General features: G+C 64.9%; 12 protein-coding genes. 5 read left to right on the top strand and 7 right to left on the bottom strand.

Annotated elements, in window-relative coordinates; genetic code table 11:
• Positions 1 to 186: 186 nt before the first annotated feature.
• Complete coding sequence (locus tag C662_RS16855; protein WP_002931757.1) at positions 187 to 1,596, bottom strand: hypothetical protein; 1,410 nt, start codon at positions 1,594 to 1,596, stop codon at positions 187 to 189.
• 283 nt (positions 1,597 to 1,879) lie between these two features.
• On the opposite strand from C662_RS16855, the gene C662_RS16850 reads away from it, so the two are divergent.
• Together C662_RS16850 and C662_RS16845 are read left to right on the top strand one after the other, a co-directional pair.
• Complete coding sequence (locus tag C662_RS16850) at positions 1,880 to 2,674, top strand: thymidylate synthase (protein WP_002931756.1); 795 nt, start codon at positions 1,880 to 1,882, stop codon at positions 2,672 to 2,674.
• A complete protein-coding gene (locus tag C662_RS16845) occupies positions 2,671 to 3,171 on the top strand; it encodes a dihydrofolate reductase (RefSeq protein ID WP_002931755.1) in 501 nt (166 codons plus the stop codon). Before C662_RS16850 ends, C662_RS16845 begins: the two co-directional genes overlap by 4 nt.
• Positions 3,172 to 3,238: 67 nt before the next feature.
• Here C662_RS16845 and C662_RS16840 read toward each other — a convergent pair whose 3' ends face one another.
• The 3 genes from C662_RS16840 to apbC form a co-directional block, all read right to left on the bottom strand.
• On the bottom strand, positions 3,239 to 5,482 hold the full coding sequence (locus C662_RS16840; protein ID WP_002931754.1) for an arginine/lysine/ornithine decarboxylase: 2,244 nt from the start codon (positions 5,480 to 5,482) through the stop codon (positions 3,239 to 3,241).
• Between the two features lie 149 nt (positions 5,483 to 5,631).
• Complete coding sequence (gene dcd / locus C662_RS16835) at positions 5,632 to 6,198, bottom strand: dCTP deaminase (RefSeq protein WP_002931753.1); 567 nt, start codon at positions 6,196 to 6,198, stop codon at positions 5,632 to 5,634.
• A 130-nt stretch (positions 6,199 to 6,328) separates the two neighbouring features.
• Positions 6,329 to 7,420 carry an iron-sulfur cluster carrier protein ApbC gene (gene apbC / locus C662_RS16830; protein WP_002931746.1) on the bottom strand — a complete coding sequence of 364 codons (1,092 nt, stop codon included), beginning with the start codon at positions 7,418 to 7,420 and terminating at the stop codon, positions 6,329 to 6,331.
• A 147-nt stretch (positions 7,421 to 7,567) separates the two neighbouring features.
• Between apbC and C662_RS16825 the strand changes: the two genes are divergently transcribed.
• The 3 genes from C662_RS16825 to C662_RS16815 all read left to right on the top strand — a co-directional run bounded on the left by C662_RS16825 (position 7,568) and on the right by C662_RS16815 (position 12,241).
• Entirely contained in the window at positions 7,568 to 8,155 is a 588-nt protein-coding gene (locus C662_RS16825) for an OmpA family protein (protein ID WP_002931745.1), read from the top strand.
• 81 nt (positions 8,156 to 8,236) lie between these two features.
• Entirely contained in the window at positions 8,237 to 10,414 is a 2,178-nt protein-coding gene (gene metG, locus C662_RS16820; protein ID WP_002931744.1) for a methionine--tRNA ligase, read from the top strand.
• A gap of 135 nt (positions 10,415 to 10,549) precedes the next feature.
• On the top strand, positions 10,550 to 12,241 hold the full coding sequence (locus C662_RS16815; protein ID WP_002931741.1) for a SulP family inorganic anion transporter: 1,692 nt from the start codon (positions 10,550 to 10,552) through the stop codon (positions 12,239 to 12,241).
• An 18-nt stretch (positions 12,242 to 12,259) separates the two neighbouring features.
• On the opposite strand, the gene dnaE is transcribed toward C662_RS16815, so the two are convergent.
• Genes dnaE through C662_RS16800 form a run of 3 tightly spaced genes read right to left on the bottom strand, consistent with a single transcriptional unit; the run spans position 12,260 to position 18,043 of the window.
• Positions 12,260 to 15,787, bottom strand: coding sequence for a DNA polymerase III subunit alpha (gene dnaE, locus C662_RS16810; protein ID WP_002931740.1), 3,528 nt, complete (start codon positions 15,785 to 15,787; stop codon positions 12,260 to 12,262).
• Positions 15,788 to 15,824: 37 nt separating this feature from the next.
• Positions 15,825 to 16,799 (bottom strand): quinone oxidoreductase family protein, encoded by a 975-nt coding sequence (locus C662_RS16805; RefSeq protein WP_002931739.1) that lies wholly within the window; start codon positions 16,797 to 16,799, stop codon positions 15,825 to 15,827.
• 56 nt (positions 16,800 to 16,855) lie between these two features.
• Positions 16,856 to 18,043, bottom strand: coding sequence for a phospholipase A (locus tag C662_RS16800; RefSeq protein WP_232433301.1), 1,188 nt, complete (start codon positions 18,041 to 18,043; stop codon positions 16,856 to 16,858).
• Position 18,044: the final 1 nt, after the last annotated feature.

Raw genomic sequence — 18,044 nt, 5'->3', positions numbered from 1 at the left:
GAAACCGCTGCAGCGCTGAAGAGGTGCGCATTATAGACACCCAATCCATACCGTCAAGAAAAATAACGATCAAGGTTTTAAATGGATGCATGCAGCCGAACTTCAGCAAGGTAGCGAGCCTGGGCATCCAATCGCGACCGGCGCCGCTCAGTCGATGCCTGCTCGAACACCAAGGGCGGATGACTATCAGCCAACCTGAAACACTTGCAGCCGGTAACCTCGAGCGTCACCAAACGGCGAGGGCTGCTCCCCAAGCAAGCGTAGTTTGAGCACCCCCCCACCGTGCTTCATGAACACGGTCTCCGTGCCCACCGCCTCTTCCGGCCCCAGCAGCAGGCGCACAGCCTCCCCGCGCGCAGGCTGATCGCACAGCAGCGCCTCAATTGAGAGCCGACCATCATCCAGTACAACCAGCACCGGATGACGTGACACCAGCTCAAGTCCGAGGCGGGCATGATCGGGCCACATCTGAAGGCGCCTGACGACGGCGAGTTGCCAGCCCTCGCCATCGGTGAAGCGGACTCCAAGCAACTCACCGACGTCAGGCCAAGCACCAGAGGGGTCGCTTGCAGCCCTTATCTGCAGGCCGCTCCGACTGAGGTCGCAGACCCGCCAGACTCTCGCGAGCTGCCGCACCTCACCAGCAAGCACCTGACGCAACTCCATCAGTCCGCGTGTGATCTCCACCGTAGCATCCTGCGCATAACGCTTGCGCAAGCGAACCGGGGGCGTCCTGGACCACTGATTGCGCAGCCTCCTTACGGCCTCCAGCATCAGCTCACGGGGAAGCTTGCCAAAAACGAGCGGCACGTTACCTTCAGCGAGCTGCCGCTCGAAACCAACCAGCAGCTCGTCGGCCCCCCAGGGAGCAAAGCACAGCTGACTGACAGCGCCAGTCGAATACCGCCGCTGCGGTGCGCCCCCGGCACCGAGGTCTATCACGTACTGGGGCGCCCCCGATACGGCAGAGCCAAGAGACAGAAAAGGTACGCAGGTATCGACGAGATGGACCATGGCGAGCGCTCGATCCAGCTCCAGCTGATCAAGACCAACGCTGTGATAGGCAACAGCACGCAGAAACTCTCGCGCCACCCCGGGCACGTCGCCCACGATCAGGCCTGCGTCCGCGCTGACGGTTTCAACGAGCAAGCCTGACAGGCGCTGCCAGAGCACCTCGTCCGGACTGAAGCGATCGCAGGCCGACCACTTGATGGCCTCTACGAGACTGCCGGCAAGACGCAGACGAACGGTTCCGTTCCCCGCCGCTGCCAACGCCTCCGGTGATATGCACCAGTAGGCATCGCAGACAGCCATTGATGCGTCACGAACACCGGCAAGCCACCGCCCCCACCAATTTGCACCGCGACTCGGGTCGCGCTCGACACCACGCGCCACCGAGAGCGGCGCTGCGCGCTCGATAGCCGTACGCAACGCATCGTCAAAGGCGGATGCCACCGAGAAGCCGGCGGCCTCGGCTCGCGGACTACCAGGCTTGTAGAGGGCACGCAGGGTGGCTGTGGCTGCCTCCAGCCCAGCGACAGGATTACCTCCACCCGCCAACACCCCGGCAGGCGTGAAATCGAGCGTCGCTGCCATATTATCCACCCCTGCCCCCCAGATCGCGGCGGCTCGTACGCGGACAGCCTCCGGCTTCGCGCAAGTCGGACCTGCGCATATTTCATATAGTCGAGCTTAGCACAATGTTCGCCCTGCACGCCGCTCGGCGCCTGGGCTTGCGCCCCGTCGCCAGGGCATCCGCACGCCGCGCGCGGGAGGCCCTATCATCACTCCGCCGTAGGCCCACCGGGACACACCGACACGGATCGCTGGCGACGTTTTCATTGCGGGCTAAAATCACGCTTTTACACGAGATGAAGCGATGCAACAGTACCTGGATCTGATGCGGCATGTGCTCGAGCACGGTGATGCAAAAACTGACCGCACTGGGACAGGCACCCTGTCCGTGTTCGGTTGGCAGATGCGATTTGATCTGCGCGCCGGCTTTCCATTGGTCACGACCAAGAAGCTCCATACGCGCTCGATCATTCACGAACTGCTGTGGTTCCTGCAAGGCGATACCAACATTCGCTACCTGAAGGAGAATGGGGTGTCGATCTGGGACGAGTGGGCAGCGCCCGATGGTGAGCTTGGCCCGGTGTACGGCAAGCAATGGCGCCGGTGGGAGACAGCCGACGGTCGCAGCATCGACCAGATCGCCCGTCTGGTAGAGGGCATCCGGCGCAACCCCGACTCCCGCCGCCACATCGTGTCCGCGTGGAACCCAGGCGAGGTCGACAACATGGCACTGCCGCCCTGCCACGCCCTTTTTCAGTTCTACGTCGCGAACGGCAAACTGTCTTGCCAGTTGTATCAGCGCAGTGCGGACATCTTCCTCGGCGTGCCCTTCAATATTGCTTCCTACGCCTTGCTGACCCACATGGTTGCACAGGCGTGCGAACTCGAAGTCGCCGATTTTGTCTGGACGGGTGGAGATTGCCATCTCTACATGAATCACCTCGAACAGGCTCGCGAGCAGCTCAGCCGCACGCCGCGCGCCTTGCCGCGGCTCGTACTCAACCCGCAGGTGAAAGACATCCTGGCGTTCCGCTTCGAGGACTTCGCCCTCGATGGTTACGACCCCCACCCGCACATCAAGGCCCCTGTTGCCATATGAATGACAATACCCCCGAGATCGTGATCGTCGCAGCAGTCGCCCGCAACGGGGTGATCGGGCGCGACAACGGACTGCCCTGGCGCCTCAAGGCTGACCTGCAGCATTTCCGCACCCTGACCATGGGACACCCCATCCTGATGGGCCGCAACACGTGGACGTCCCTGGGACGCCCGCTGCCCGGACGGCGCAACATGGTGGTCACCCGCGACCCCGCGTTCACCGCGGACGGCGCCGAAGTCTTCCATGACCCTCAAGCCGCCATTGCAGCCGCAGCCGGCGCCAGCACCTTGTTCGTGATTGGTGGCGCTCAGCTCTACAACACCCTGCTCAGGCAGGCCGACCGCATGGTGTTGACCGAGGTGTGGGCAGACGTTGACGGCGACGCGCACTTCCCGATGCTGGACCGCTCGCAGTTCATCGAACTGCGTCGCGACGCACGCACGGCCGATACCGACAACGAGTACGACTTCGACTTCGTCGAATACCAGCGCTGCTGAGCCCGCGAAGAAAATGAAAAAGGGCCGCTCAGCGGCCCTTTTTCACGTGTTGCGGCTACGAGCGCGCTCAGTCGGCAACGCAGTCGACGTGGTAGCGCCCATCTTCGCCCTTCACGAGACCATGGATATCAGTCTCAAAGCCAGGGAAGCGGGCATTGAAATCGCGCGCGAACTTGAGGTAGCGCACAATCGTGGCGTTGAAGCGCTCGCCCGGGATGAGCAGCGGAATACCCGGCGGATAAGGGGTTACCAGCATCGCGGTGACCCGACCCTCGAGCTCGTCCAGAGCCACGCGCTCGATCTCACGGTGAGCCATCTTCGCAAAGGCATTGGCAGGCTTCATTGCCGGCACCATGTCCGACAAGTACATCTCCGTGGTCAGGCGCGCGACATCATGCGCCTTGTAGAAGCTGTGGATCTGGTCGCAGAGATCCTTCAGGCCCACGCGCTCGTAGCGCGGGTGCTTGGCGATGAACTCGGGCATCACCCGCCATAGCGGCTGGTTGCGGTCGTAGTCGTCCTTGAACTGCTGCAACTCCGTCACCATGGTGTTCCAGCGGCCCTTGGTGATACCGATGGTGAACATGATGAAGAAGGAATAGAGCCCGGTCTTCTCGACAATGATGCCGTGCTCGGCGAGATACTTGGTGACGATCGCCGCCGGAATGCCCGTATGCTCGGCGAAGTCTCCGTCCATGTTGAGGCCCGGCGTGATGATCGTGGCCTTGATCGGGTCAAGGATGTTGAAGCCATCGGCCAGGTCTCCGAAACCATGCCAGCGCTCGCCCGCCTTAAGGGTCCAGTCTTCACGCGTACCGATACCCTCTTCGGCCAGGAACTCCGGCCCCCACACCTTGAACCACCAGTCGTCATCGCCGAACTCGGCGTCGACCTTGCGCATTGCGCGGCGGAACTCGACAGCCTCCGACAGCGACTCATTGACCAGCGCCGGCCCGCCAGGCGCCTCCATCATCGCCGCAGCGACGTCGCAGGAGGCGATGATCGCGTACTGTGGCGAGGTCGAGGTATGCATCAGGTAGGCCTCGTTGAAGATGTCGCGATCGAGCTTGCGCGTCTGCGAGTCCTGCACCAGGATCTGCGAGGCCTGGCTCAGGCCGGCCAGCAGCTTGTGCGTGGATTGGGTCGAGAACACCATCGACTCGCGGCAGCGCGGACGATCGGCGCCGATGGCGTGGTAATCGCCGTAGAAATCGTGGAACGCCGCATGGGGCAGCCAGGCTTCGTCGAAGTGCAGCGTATCGATCTCGCCGTCGAGCATGTCCTTGATCGTCTCGACGTTGTACACCACGCCGTCATAGGTCGACTGGGTGATGGTGAGGATACGCGGCTTCTTGCTCTTGGCTTCACGTGCGAAAGGGTTCGCCTCGATCTTCTTCTGGATATTCTCGACCGAGAACTCCTCGAGCGGAATCGGTCCGATGATGCCGTAATGGTTGCGCGTCGGCGTCAGGAACACCGGTACCGCGCCGGTCATGATGATCGAGTGGAGGATGGACTTGTGGCAGTTGCGGTCCACCACGACGATGTCACCGGGCGCGACCGTGGTGTGCCACACCATCTTGTTCGAGGTCGATGTGCCGTTGGTGACGAAGTACAGGTGATCGCAGTTGAAGATGCGCGCCGCGTTGCGCTCCGAGGCCGCCACCGGGCCGGTGTGGTCGAGCAGTTGGCCGAGTTCGTCGACCGCATTGCACACGTCCGCGCGCAGCATGTTCTCACCGAAGAACTGGTGGAACATCTGCCCCACCGGGCTCTTGAGGAAGGCGACGCCGCCCGAGTGCCCCGGGCAGTGCCATGAATACGAGCTGTCGGCCGCGTAGTGCGTGAGCGCACGGAAGAACGGCGGTGCCAGCGAATCGAGGTAGTTCTTCGCCTCGCGCACCACATAGCGAGCGATGAACTCCGGCGTATCTTCGAACATGTGGATGAAGCCGTGCATCTCGCGCAGTACATCGTTGGGGATGTGCCGCGTGGTGCGCGTCTCGCCGTGCAGGAAGATCGGGATGTCCGCATTGCGGAAGCGAATCTCGACCACGAATGCGCGCAGATCGGCAATCGCCTTGGCCGAGGCCTCGGGCGACGAGAACTCCTCGTCGTCGATCGACAGAATGAACGTCGATCCGCGGCTCTGCTGCTGGGCAAACGAAGTCAGGTCGCCGTAGCTGGTGACGCCCAGCACCTCCATGCCCTCGTCCTCGATCGCCTTGGCAAGCGCGCGGATCCCCAGTCCGGACGTATTCTCCGAGCGGAAATCCTCGTCGATGATGATGATGGGGAAATGGAATTTCATCCTGGTCCTCTCCAGCGGGGTCCTTGCGGGACGGACAAAACAGGCAATTTACTCGTCGAGCGTTGCCTGCACGTTACCGAAAGTGGTTCGAAAAAGCACAAGGGGCCGTCAGGCGGCCCCGTTCATGCAGTGGTGGCACACGCCAGCGCTCAGATCTTGGGCAGGGTCACGCCAGTCTGTCCGAGGTACTTGCCACCCCGGTCCTTGTAGGACGTTTCACACACGTCGTCCGACTCGAAGAAGAGCATCTGCGCAACGCCTTCGTTGGCGTAGATCTTGGCCGGCAGCGGCGTGGTATTGGAGAACTCGAGCGTCACATGGCCCTCCCACTCCGGTTCGAGCGGGGTGACGTTGACGATGATGCCGCAGCGCGCGTAGGTGCTCTTGCCCAGGCACACCGTCAGCACGCTGCGCGGAATGCGGAAGTACTCGACCGTACGCGCCAGCGCAAAGGAATTCGGCGGGATGATGCATACGTCGCCAGTGAAATCGACGAAGTTGCGCGCGTCGAAATCCTTCGGATCGACGATGGTCGAGTTGATGTTGGTGAAGATCTTGAATTCGTTGGCCACGCGCACGTCGTAGCCATAGCTTGACGTGCCGTAGGAGACGATGCGGCCGCTGTCGTTGCTACGCACCAACTCCGGCGCGAACGGCTCGATCATGCCGGCCTCGTCGGCCATGCGGCGGATCCACTTGTCGGACTTGATGGACATCGGCGCGTTTCCAGTGCGGCCCCGGGGGCCGGTTTCAAAGCGCGTGAGTGTAGGGCAAGCGCGCGCCGCAGGAAAGGGCATCGCGCGCGAGCTGCCCTCCTGCAGCATCCCGCACGCCCGGCCCGTGAACTCAGCTGTTCTTGACCACGATGTTAGGGAACTTGTGGGTCATGTCCTTGGCCTTCTCTGCAATACGCACCGCGACCTTGCGCGCGATCTGCTTGTAGAGCGCAGCAATGCGGCCGTCCGGATCGGCCACCACGGTGGGGGCCCCGCTATCGGCCTCGGAGCGGATCTGGATGTCGAGCGGCAAGGCGCCAAGGAAGGGGGTGTCGAAATCGGCACACATCTTCTCGCCCCCGCCCTGCCCGAAGATGTGCTCCTCGTGGCCGCACTTCGAACAGATGTGGATGCTCATGTTCTCGACCACGCCGAGGATGGGCACCCCCACCTTCTCGAACATCTTCACCCCCTTGCGTGCGTCGAGCAAGGCGATGTCCTGCGGCGTGGTGACGATCACAGCCCCGGTTACGGGCACGCTCTGCGACAGCGTGAGCTGGATGTCTCCGGTACCCGGCGGCATGTCGATGACGAGATAGTCGAGGTCGTGCCAGGCGGTGTCCTTGAGCAACTGGTTGAGGGCCTGCGTTGCCATCGGGCCGCGCCACACCATCGGCGTATCCTGCTCGATCAGGAAGCCGATCGACATCGCCTGCAGGCCGTAGGCCTCGAGCGGGATCATGGTCTTGCCATCGTCCGACACCGGACGCTGGTCACCGATGCCCAGCATCTGGGGCTGCGATGGCCCATAGATGTCGGCATCGAGGATACCCACGCGCGCGCCCTCGGCCGCCAGCGCCAATGCCAGGTTGACCGCCGTCGTGCTCTTGCCGACACCGCCCTTGCCCGAAGCCACTGCGATGATGTTGCGCACGCCCGGCAGCAGCTTTACCCCCTGCTGCACTGCATGGGCCACCACCTTGCTGCTGACGCGCGCTTCTACGCTGGTCACGCCGGGCAACTTGGCCAGCGCATCCGCGAGCAAGGCCCGGATCGGCTCATGCTGGCTCTTCGCCGGATACCCCAGTTCGACGTCGAAGCGAACGCTGCCGCCCTCGACCACCAGATTGCGGATGCTGCGCCCGGTAATGAAATCCTTGCCCGTGTTCGGGTCGATCAGCTGGCGGAGGGCTTCGGTTACGGTTTCCTGATCAAGACTCATCGCGTTTTCCTTGATAATCCGGGATCGCCGAACATTGGCGAAATCCGCCGCATCATACCGGAGCGCAACGTTTCGCTCATCCGCGACGGCAGCAGGGTTTCCCCCTGCTGCGAGCGCTCCCTTCAGACTCGACCACACACCCTAGCCATGATGAAAGCACGCCCCCCCAAACCGTCATGCCTCGCCCTGCTTCCCCTGGCTCTTCTGGCCGCCTGCGCAACCCCCGGCCTCGCACCCGGCGACGAGGCCGGCAGCGACCCTGTGCACAAGCATGCCTTGGTACGGCCGGCCACTGCAGCGCCGGACTGGCAGGCACTGCGCACCGAACTGGGCAAGGTGGCCAGCACGCTGCCCGCCATTCAGATCGGCCCCATCGACGCTGCAGGCATCAACCTGCAGATCCCTGTCGCGGACGGCTTCACTTCGGGCAGCACCGAGATCCGCCCCTCGCTCGCACACGTGCTCGACACCCTCGCCCCCGTCCTCGCCGAGAACCTCAACGTGCTGGTGAAGGTCATCGGCCACACCGACAGCCAGGGCAGCGAGATGGTCAATCTGCGCTTGTCGATCGCGCGCGCGGAGGCCGTCGTCGAACACCTGCGCCAGCGCGGCATCGGGCTCGAGCGTCTGCAGGCCGACGGCCGCGGCGAGGCCGACCCGCTCACCAGCAACGCCACCGAAGAGGGGCGCATGCGCAACCGCCGAGTCGAACTGCTGCTGCGCCAGTTGCCCTGATCTCCTGCGCGCCGCGCCGCGAACCATACGTCGGCGGCTGCGTTTGATAAACTCGGCGTCTTTAATCTGCGCACGCCCAACATGTCCCGCAAGCTCCTCGTCACCAACGCCCTGCCCTACGCCAACGGCGACATCCACCTCGGCCACCTGGTGGGTTACATCCAGGCCGACATCTGGGTGCGCTACCAGCGCATGCGCGGCCATGCGGTGCACTACGTCTGTGCGGACGACACCCATGGCACGCCGGTCATGCTGCGCGCCGAAAAGGAAGGCCTGACCCCCGAGCAGCTCATCGACCGCGTGCACGGCGAGCACCTGCGCGACTTCACCGCCTTTGGCGTCGCCTTCGACAACTACCACTCCACGCACAGCGCCGAGAACCGCTTCTACGCCGAGGACATCTACGGCAAGCTCAAGACCGGCGGCCTCATCGACACGCGCTCGATCGAGCAGTACTACGACCCGGTCAAGGAGATGTTCCTGCCCGACCGCTTCATCAAGGGCGAGTGCCCCAAATGCGGTGCCGCCGACCAGTACGGCGACAACTGCGAAGCCTGCGGCGCGGCCTACGCCCCCACCGAACTCAAGAACCCCTACTCCGCGGTATCCGGCGCCAAGCCGGTGCTGAAGACCTCGGAGCACTACTTCTTCCGCCTCTCGGACGAGCGCGCGGTCGCCTTCCTGCGCGAATGGACGCGCGGCACCAACACCGCCGGTGAGCGCCGCCTGCAGGCGGAGGCCGCCAACAAGATGAAGGAGTGGCTCGGCGAAGCTGGCGAAAACAAGCTTTCCGACTGGGACATCTCGCGCGACGCGCCCTACTTCGGCTTCGAGATCCCGGGCGCGCCGGGCAAGTACTTCTACGTCTGGCTGGACGCGCCGATCGGCTACCTCGCCAGCTTCCGCAACCTCGCCGAGAAGCGCGCCGCCACGGGCGAGACGATTGCAGTCGAGGATTACACCGACGCCTCCCGCGCCGCCGTGGCCGGCACCGAGATGGTGCACTTCATCGGCAAGGACATCCTCTATTTCCACGCCCTGTTCTGGCCGGCGATGCTGAAGTTCGCCGGCTATGCCACCCCCAGCCAGTTGTGCGTCAACGGCTTTCTCACCGTCGACGGCGCCAAGATGAGCAAGAGCCGCGGCACCTTCATCACCGCGCACTCCTACATCGCTCAGAAGCTCAACCCCGAGTGGCTGCGCTACTACTTCGCCGGCAAGTCCAACGGTACCATGGAAGACGTCGACCTCAACCTCGACGACATGATCGCCAAGGTCAATGCCGACCTCGTCGGCAAGTTCGTGAATATCGCCAGCCGCTGCGCCGGCTTCATCGGCAAGCGCTTCGACGGCAAGCTGGGCGAAGTCGATGCCGCCGCCTGTGCCGAGTTCGCAGCGGCCTGGACCGAGGGTCGCATCGCCGCCGCCTATGACGAGCGCGACTACAGCCGCGCGCTGCGCGAGATCATGCGCCTGGCCGATGTCGCCAATCAGTACGTCAACGACCACAAGCCGTGGGAGCTCGCCAAGCAGGAAGGCCAGGAGGCCCGCCTGCACGCCGTGTGCAGCACCGCGCTGACCATGTTCCGCGACCTCACCCGCTACCTCAAGCCGGTGCTGCCGGCGCTGGCCGCGCAGGTCGAGGCCTTCCTCGCCATCCCGGCGATGGACTGGCGGGGCGACTGGGCAGCACTGCCCGCCGGCCACGCCATCCAGGCCTATAGCCACCTGATGACGCGCGTCGAGCGCAAGCAGATCGATGCCCTGCTCGAGGCCAACCGCGAGTCGCTCGCACCTGCCGCGGCGCCGGCCAAGGACGCTGCGGTAGCCAAGGCTGCGTCCTCACAGCAGCGCCACGCCGAGAAGCAGCAACACGCTGCGCGGTCAGCCGAGACACCCTCGGCCCACATCTCGATCGATGACTTCACCAAGGTCGACCTGCGCATCGCAAAGATCGTCAACGCAGAGCATGTCGAGGGTGCGGACAAGCTGATCCGCCTCTCGCTCGACATCGGCGAGACGGATGAGGCCGGCAACCCCAAGCCGCGCCAGGTCTTCGCCGGCATCAAGTCGGCCTACGATCCCGCCTCGCTGGTCGGGCGCATGACGGTGATGGTCGCCAACCTGGCACCGCGCAAGATGAAGTTCGGCATGAGCGAGGGCATGGTGCTGGCGGCCTCGGACACCGACGGCAGCACCCCAGGGCTCTTCATCCTGTCGCCTGACGCCGGCGCCCTGCCTGGCATGAAGGTCAAGTAAGGCGCCGACTTCATGCCGCTCACGCCCTCGAAACGCTGGATGGTCCTGCATCACGCAGGTCGAGGGCGGCTGTCTCCCTAGCGCCGCCCGTCGGGCGGTGCTGCAAGTTTCGTCCAGACCTGCACCGGAGACAGCATGAAGATCCAGTTCCGCCCCAAACTCCTCGACACCCTGCCCGGCTATGGCCGCAGCGGCCTCGCCGGGGATATCTCCGCCGGCATCACCGTCGGCGTGCTCGCACTGCCGCTGGCGATGGCCTTCGCCATTGCCTCGGGCATGTCGCCCACGGCCGGCATCTGGACGGCAATCGTCGCCGGCCTGCTCATCTCCTTGCTGGGTGGCTCGAAGGTTCAGATCGGCGGCCCCACCGGCGCCTTCATCCCCATCATCTACGCCATCGTCGTCGACCACGGCGTGCAGAACCTGCTCATCGCCACCATGATGTCGGGCGTGCTGCTGTTCGCCATGGGTGCGCTGCGCCTGGGCAACATGATCCGCTTCATCCCGCTGTCGGTCGTCATCGGCTTCACCAACGGCATCGCGGTGGTCATCTTCATCTCGCAGATCAAGGACTTCCTCGGCCTGCAGGTCGACAATCTGCCGGGTGAGTTCTTCGCCAAGATGGCGGCGCTGTGGAGCGCGCTGCCGAGCATCGACCCTGCCACTGTCGCCGTCGCCACCGCCTCGCTCGTCATTCTGGTGGGCTGGAACCGGCAGGCTGCACGCTCTGCCTGGATGCGCCGCCTGCCCGGCCCACTGGCAGTGCTGATCGTCATGACGGCAGTCAATGCCCTGTTCGCCCTGCCGGTCGACACCATCGGCAGCCGCTTCGGCGGCATTCCGCAGGAGATCCCCAGCTTCGGCCTGCCCGAACTCAGCCTGGGCACGCTGGGCAAGCTGATCACACCGGCACTCACCATTGCGCTACTCGGCGCCATCGAGTCGCTGCTGTCGGCCCGCGTTGCCGACAGCCAGATCGACGACCGCCACGACCCCAATCAGGAGTTGATGGCACAAGGCATCGCCAACGTCGCCGCGCCGCTGTTCGGCGGCTTCGCCGCCACCGGCGCCATCGCGCGCACCGCCACCAATATCCGCAGCGGCGGCCGCACTCCGATCGCAGGCGTGATCCATGCCGGCGTGCTGCTGGCGATCGTGCTCGCACTCGCCCCCCTGGCCAGCCACATCCCGCTCGCCACGCTGTCGGCCATCGTAGTGGTGGTCGCCATCAACATGGGCGAATGGCACGCCTTCGCACCTGGCGAGCTGACACGCTACTCGCTGCAGTACCGCACCATCCTGCTCGGCACCTTCTTCATCACCGTGCTGTTCGACCTCACGCTGGCAGTCGAGATCGGCATGGTGCTGGCGAGCCTGTTCTTCATCTACCGGATGTCGGATCTCACCCGTATCGAGCGCGTGGCACTCGAGGACTACTACGGTGCAGGTGCAGTCGAACGTACAGACGGTACGCCACGCATTCTCGCCTACAAGATGTTCGGCAGCCTGTTCTTCGGCGCCGCCAACAAGCTCGAGAACCTGCTGCTGATGCAGGATGGACATCCCGACGTGGTCATTCTGGACATGGACAAGGTCATCAGCATCGACACCACCGGCCTGGACATCCTGCAGACCCTGCATCGCAACCTCGGCAAACGCGGCGCCTACCTGGTGCTCTGCGGCCTGAACGCGCAGCCGGGCTCGCTGGTTTTCCGCTCGGGCTTCCTGGACCAGCTTGGCGACGGAAACGTCACCGACAACCTCACCGCAGCGCTGATCCGTGCCCAGCAACTCAGCGGCAAGGAACCGGAGCTGGCCTATGCCTGAACAACGCGGTGGCAATGCTCACGCCGGGTAAACCACCTCGACGGCCTCGGGTGGCAGCCACTCGCGCAGACTCTCGAGCAAGGCGTCCTCGAGCCTGACGCGCCACGCCTCGCCCAAGGGCAGTTCGGCCTCGGCCGCAGCATTGCGGTAACGCACGCGAATCGGACAGCCGCCGTCACGGAAGGGCTCGAGCAGGGTCTGCAGTTTGCCCGCCGCAGCGAGGGGGCCTCCGCTCGCTGCGGCCTCGCCGTTGATGCGCAAAGCCAGCGCGCGCGCGAAGCGGCTGCGCGCCTCGCCAAGCGTGAGCAGGCGGTCGGCGTTGATGCGCAGCCCGCCGGAGAAGTCGTCGTTGCTCACCTTGGCCTCGACCACCAGCACCTCGTCGGTGACGATCTTGCCGCGGCTGGCCTCCAGAACCTCGGAGTACACCGTGACCTCGCGCGGCTGGGTGCCATCATCGAGCAGAATGAAGGCCATCTTGCCGCGGTTGCCAACCTTGGTGCGCTGCTCCATCACAACGCCAGCGAGCATGGTCAGGTCGCGCGAGGGCTCGAGCTGGGCCAGCGTACGGCGGACGAAGCGACGCACCTCGGACTTGAAGGCATTGAATGGGTGGCCGGAGAGGAAGAAGCCGATCGCAAGCTTCTCCTCCTTGAGCCGCTCGCGCTCGGTCCAGAGGCGGATCCTGGCGAACTCGGGCGCCGCACCCGCAGCCTCCGGCATCAGGTCGAAAAGGCCTCCCTGCATGGCGTTGGCCGCCGCCTGCTCGGCAGCTTCCATCGCCAGTGCCACGGTGGCCATCAGCTGGGCGCGGTCCAGGCCCTGGTGGCCTGACAACGTGTCCATTGCGCCAGCGCGGATGAGCGCCTCGATGACGCGGCGGTTCACCATGCGGCGGTCGACGCGCTCGCAAAAATCGAACAGGTCGCGGAAAACACCCGCTTTCTCGCGCGCCGCGAGGATCGCCCGCACCGCTGGCTCACCCACGCCCTTCACCGCACCCAGGCCGTAGCGGATGGTCTTGCGGTCCACCGGCACGAAGCGGTAGTCGGATTCGTTCACGTCCGGCGGCAACACCGCGATGCCGTTGGCGACCGTATCCTCGTAGAAGATCTTGACGGTGTCGGTATTGTCCAGGTCGGACGACATCGTCGCCGCCATGAAGGCAGCGCAGTGGTGCGCCTTGAGCCAGGCAGTGTGGTAGGTGACGACCGCGTAGGCGGCGGTGTGCGACTTGTTGAAGCCGTACTCCGCGAACTTGGTCATCAGGTCGAAGAGTTGCTCGGCTAGCGCCGGGTCGTAGCCCTTGTGCTTGGCGCCCTCGGCAATGGTGGCGCGATGCTTGGCCATCTCATCGGCCTTCTTCTTGCCCATCGCGCGACGCAGCATGTCGGCGCCGCCCAGGGTGTAGCCGCCGATGATCTGCGAGATCTGCATCACCTGTTCCTGGTACACGATGACGCCGTAGGTCGGTTCCAGGCAGGCTTTCAGGTCGGGGTGGAAGTAGTCGATCTCCTGCTGGCCCTTCTTGCGCAGGATGAAGTCATCCACCATGCCCGAGCCGAGCGGACCGGGGCGGTAGAGCGCGAGCACCGCGATGATGTCCTCGAAGCGGTCGGGCGCGAGCTTCTTGAGCAGCTTCTTCATGCCGTCCGATTCGACCTGGAAGATCGCCGTGGTGTTGGCGTCCTTCAGGATCTGGTAGGCGGCGGGGTCCTCGAAGCCCAGGCTCATGAGGTCGGGGCGGTTCCCCGTCATGCGCTCGATGTACTCCAGCGCGAGCTCGATGATGGTGAGGTTGCGCAGGCCGAGGAAGTCGAACTTGACCAGGCCGACGGCTTCGACGTCGTCCTTGTCGAACTGGGAAACCGGCGTGGCGTCATCGCCGTCGGCGATGTAGAGCGGGCAGAAGTCGGTGAGCTTGCCTGGCGCGATCAGCACGCCGCCGGCGTGCATGCCGACGTTGCGGGACAGGCCCTCGAGCGGCTGCGCCAGGCCCCACAAGGTCTGGATGGCCTCGCCGTCGTTGCCGTCCTTCATCATCTCGCCGATCTGCGGCTCCATCTCGTAGGCTTTGTTCAGCGAGACGGGCTTGGCGCCCTCGATCGGGATCAGCTTGGACAGGCGGTCGCACAGGCCGTAGGGCAGGTCGAGCACACGGCCCACGTCACGCACCACCGCCTTCGATGCCATGGTGCCGAAGGTGGCGATCTGGCTGACTGCGTCCTTGCCGTAGCGCTCGCGCACGTACTCGATGACGCGGTAGCGGTTGTCCTGGCAGAAGTCGATGTCGAAGTCGGGCATCGACACCCGCTCCGGGTTCAGGAAGCGCTCGAACAGCAGCGCGTACTCGAGCGGGTCGAGGTCGGTGATGTCGAGCGAATAGGCCACCAGCGAACCCGCGCCCGAGCCGCGGCCCGGACCGACCGGCACGCCGTTCTTCTTGCCCCAGCGAATGAAGTCGGCAACGATCAGGAAGTAGCCCGGAAAACCCATCTGGATGATGGTGTCGGTCTCGAACTTGAGCCGCTCCTCATAGCGCGGACGCTGCTTCTCGCGTTCTTCGGGATGGGGGTAGAGCTGGGCGAGGCGCCGCTCGAGGCCGGCCTTGGCCTCGTGGACGAGAAAGTCGTCCAGCGTCATGCCCTCGGGGGTCGGGAACAGCGGCAGGAAGTTCTTGCCCAACTGTACCGTGAGCGAGCAGCGGCGTGCGATCTCGACCGCGTTCTCGAGCGCCTCGGGGAGGTCGGCGAAGAGCTCGCACATTTCGGCCTGGCTCTTGAGGTACTGCTCCTCGGTGAAGTCGCGCGGCCTGCGCTTGTCGGCGAGCACATAGCCCTGGGCAATGCACACGCGCGCCTCGTGGGCGCGGAAGTCCTCGCGCTTGAGGAACTGCACCGGGTGGGTCGCCACCACCGGCAGGCCGAGCCGCCCGGCGATGTCCACCGCATGGCGTATGTATGCTTCGGTGCCGGGATGGCCGGCGCGCTGGACCTCGATGTAGAACGCACCCGGAAAGAGGCGGGCCCAGTCGGCCGCGAGTTGCTCGGCAAGGTCGCGGTTGCCGGCAGCGATGGCGGCGCCGATGTCGCCGCTCATCGCACCTGACAGGCACAACAGTTCGCTCGCCGCACCACCCTCGAACCACGCACGGCGCATCTCGGCACGGCCGCGGTGCTTGTTCTCCAGATAGGCGCGCGTCAGCAGCTCGCACAGCTGGCCGTAGCCTGCACGGCTCTTGCAGATGAGCAGCACGCGCTGCGGCTTGTCGCGCTCGGTTTCGTTCTGGATCCAGGCATCTACGCCGATGATCGGCTTGATGCCCTTGCCACGCGCACCCTTGTAGAACTTGACCATGCCGAACAGGTTGGCAAGATCGGACATGCCGAGCGCCGGCATGCCATCGGCCGCGGCGACGGCGATCGCCTGGTCGAGCTGGACGATACCGTCGGTGATCGAGTATTCGGAGTGCAGGCGGAGGTGGACGAAGCGCGGAGCGCTGGGGGCGAGGCTCGACTCGCCCGGGGAACTGGCTGCGGAATTCATGGCGCCAATTCTACCCGACCCGCCCCCTCGCCCGTACTCAGGGCAGCAGCACCGTGGAACCGGTCGTTCTACGCCCTTCGAGCTCACGATGCGCCTGTGCGGCATCCTTGAGCGCAAAGCGCTGCATGATCTCGATCCGGACCTTGCCGCCGCGCACCACCTCGAACAGCGCTGCTGCACGCTCGAGCAACTCCTCGCGCGTGGCGATGTAGTCGGGCAGACCGGGGCGGGTCACGAACACCGAGCCCGACTTGTGCAACAGCGCGCAGTCGAACGGCGCAACCGGCCCGGTGGCATTGCCATAGCTCACCATGGTACCGCGCCGCTGCAGGCAGGACACCGAGTCGAGGAAGGTGTCGCGTCCGACCGAGTCATAGACCACGGCCACGCCCCTACCCGCGGTCAGTTCGCGCACGCGCTCGGGAAAGCGCTCGCGCGCATAGACGATGACGTGGTCGCAACCAAGTGCCAGCGCGCGCGCCGCCTTGTCGTCATTGCCCACCGTGCCGATCACGGTGGCGCCGAGCAGCTTGGCCCACTGTACGAGGATCGAGCCCACGCCGCCCGCGGCCGCATGCACCAGGATCGTCTCGCCGGCCTTCACTGGGTAGGTCGAATGCAACAGATAGTGTGCGGTGATTCCCTGCAGCATCATCGCCGCGCCCTGCTCGAAGGAGATGTCGTCGGGCAGTGGCACCAGGAAGCGCGCCGGGATGTTGCGCTGCTCGGAATAAGCATCGAGCGGGCCGTTGGTGTAGGCCACGCGGTCGCCTGCCTTCACCTCGGTAACGCCCTCGCCCACCGCCTCGACCACGCCCGCCGCCTCCATGCCCAGACCGGAGGGCAGCGCAAGCGGATAGAGCCCGCTGCGATGATAGGTATCGATGAAGTTGAGTCCAACCGCGTGGTGGCGCAGCCGCACCTCGCCCGCCGCCGGAGGCGGCAACACAACCGCCTCCCACTGCAGGACTTCGGGGCCGCCGGTGCGGTGAAAACGAATCGCGTGGCTCATGCGTGATCTCCTCTTTGTCGTTGCCCGCCCAGATGGGCGGCTCCTCATGATGGCGCTCAGCGTACCAGCGAAATCCCCAGTCGGTACTGTGGGTCCTTCTTCTCGTCGTACTCGAGCAGGGTCTCGCCGTACCCTCTGTAGGCCTGCAGGTGCACGAATGCGCCCACACCGGAAAACACGCTGCGCCGGATGGGGTAGGACAGGTCGTACTGCGTACCGATCTTGCCGGCAGTCCCGCGCCGGACCAGTGCGGAGAACAGCAAGCCGTCATCGCGCCCGAGACGCAGTGCGAGCTCGCCATGGCCACGGTAGCGAGCGATATCCGGGTTGTCGTCACGATCGAGATAAGTCCACAGCTTTGGCGCCACACCGAGATAGGTGCGTCCGTCGGCAAACAGGTAACGCCCCTCGGCGCGCAGGAACAGGAGGTCGATACTGCGCGACGGCGTGTCCTCCTTGCCGTTCGACTCATGTTCGTAGCCGCCGGACAAGGTCAGCGCGAGGCGATCCTCGGCGTCTGTCGCTGCGACGCTGTAGAACAGCGTTGGCCGGAAGCTCGAGTCGCGAAAGGGCTTGGATTCGGACTGCAGATCCCACAAGGAGGTCTGGGTGAAGCCGAAGTACAGCCCTGTCGCCACCGGGATATTCTCGCCGACGATGCCCTGCTCGGCGAAGATACGGTACTTGAAGCTGAACTGAAAACGCGCCGACACCGGGTCCCTGCCACCGACCAGGAAATACATCGGCTCATGGAAGGCGAGGCCCGACGGCTCGACCGGCGGCGTGCCGGCAGCCATCCTGGCAACGGGCGCCATCTGCTCGAGTGCGCCCGCTGGCGAAAGCTCCGCTGAATCGGTGGCGGTCGTTGCGGCGGCGGCCAGCAGCAAACGCGCCTGCGGCTGGTCAGCCAGGGCCAGCGTGACCACGCCATTGACCTCCATCGGCCAGCGCGCAAAGTAGCGCCGCTGGCCCGCAGCCCCTGGAGCCGCGGCCATGGCCACCAGTTCGATCGCGACCTGGGGCGAGCCGCCGGGCAGCTCGATACGCGCCGGCAGTCGATCCGGCCACTGTGCCGAGCTACCCGCAGCGACGACGACGACTTCGAAGCGTTGGCCGGGAACGACTCGTGTGTCGGTCGCCGCGAGCAACCAATCGCCAGCATGCACGGGTGCCGAGAAGGCAAGCAACAGCGCCGCCCCGACCACACAGAGCGGACGCGACGGAAGATCAGGCAATGCAATCAAG

The sequence above is a fragment of the Thauera sp. 28 genome (genome assembly GCF_000310145.2).
In the GTDB taxonomy this organism is placed as follows: domain Bacteria; phylum Pseudomonadota; class Gammaproteobacteria; order Burkholderiales; family Rhodocyclaceae; genus Thauera; species Thauera mechernichensis.
Note: the sequence above shows the minus strand (reverse complement) of the source record. Positions and strands in the feature narration are given on the sequence as shown.

What these genes read in the sequence shown, in the direction of transcription:
- C662_RS16855 (WP_002931757.1), bottom strand. Translation starts at nt 1,596, where the DNA reads ATGGCAGCGACGCTCGATTTCACGCCTGCCGGGGTGTTGGCGGGTGGA.
- C662_RS16850 (WP_002931756.1), top strand. Translation starts at nt 1,880, where the DNA reads ATGCAACAGTACCTGGATCTGATGCGGCATGTGCTCGAGCACGGTGAT.
- C662_RS16845 (WP_002931755.1), top strand. Translation starts at nt 2,671, where the DNA reads ATGAATGACAATACCCCCGAGATCGTGATCGTCGCAGCAGTCGCCCGC.
- C662_RS16840 (WP_002931754.1), bottom strand. Translation starts at nt 5,482, where the DNA reads ATGAAATTCCATTTCCCCATCATCATCATCGACGAGGATTTCCGCTCG.
- dcd (WP_002931753.1), bottom strand. Translation starts at nt 6,198, where the DNA reads ATGTCCATCAAGTCCGACAAGTGGATCCGCCGCATGGCCGACGAGGCC.
- apbC (WP_002931746.1), bottom strand. Translation starts at nt 7,420, where the DNA reads ATGAGTCTTGATCAGGAAACCGTAACCGAAGCCCTCCGCCAGCTGATC.
- C662_RS16825 (WP_002931745.1), top strand. Translation starts at nt 7,568, where the DNA reads ATGATGAAAGCACGCCCCCCCAAACCGTCATGCCTCGCCCTGCTTCCC.
- metG (WP_002931744.1), top strand. Translation starts at nt 8,237, where the DNA reads ATGTCCCGCAAGCTCCTCGTCACCAACGCCCTGCCCTACGCCAACGGC.
- C662_RS16815 (WP_002931741.1), top strand. Translation starts at nt 10,550, where the DNA reads ATGAAGATCCAGTTCCGCCCCAAACTCCTCGACACCCTGCCCGGCTAT.
- dnaE (WP_002931740.1), bottom strand. Translation starts at nt 15,787, where the DNA reads ATGAATTCCGCAGCCAGTTCCCCGGGCGAGTCGAGCCTCGCCCCCAGC.
- C662_RS16805 (WP_002931739.1), bottom strand. Translation starts at nt 16,799, where the DNA reads ATGAGCCACGCGATTCGTTTTCACCGCACCGGCGGCCCCGAAGTCCTG.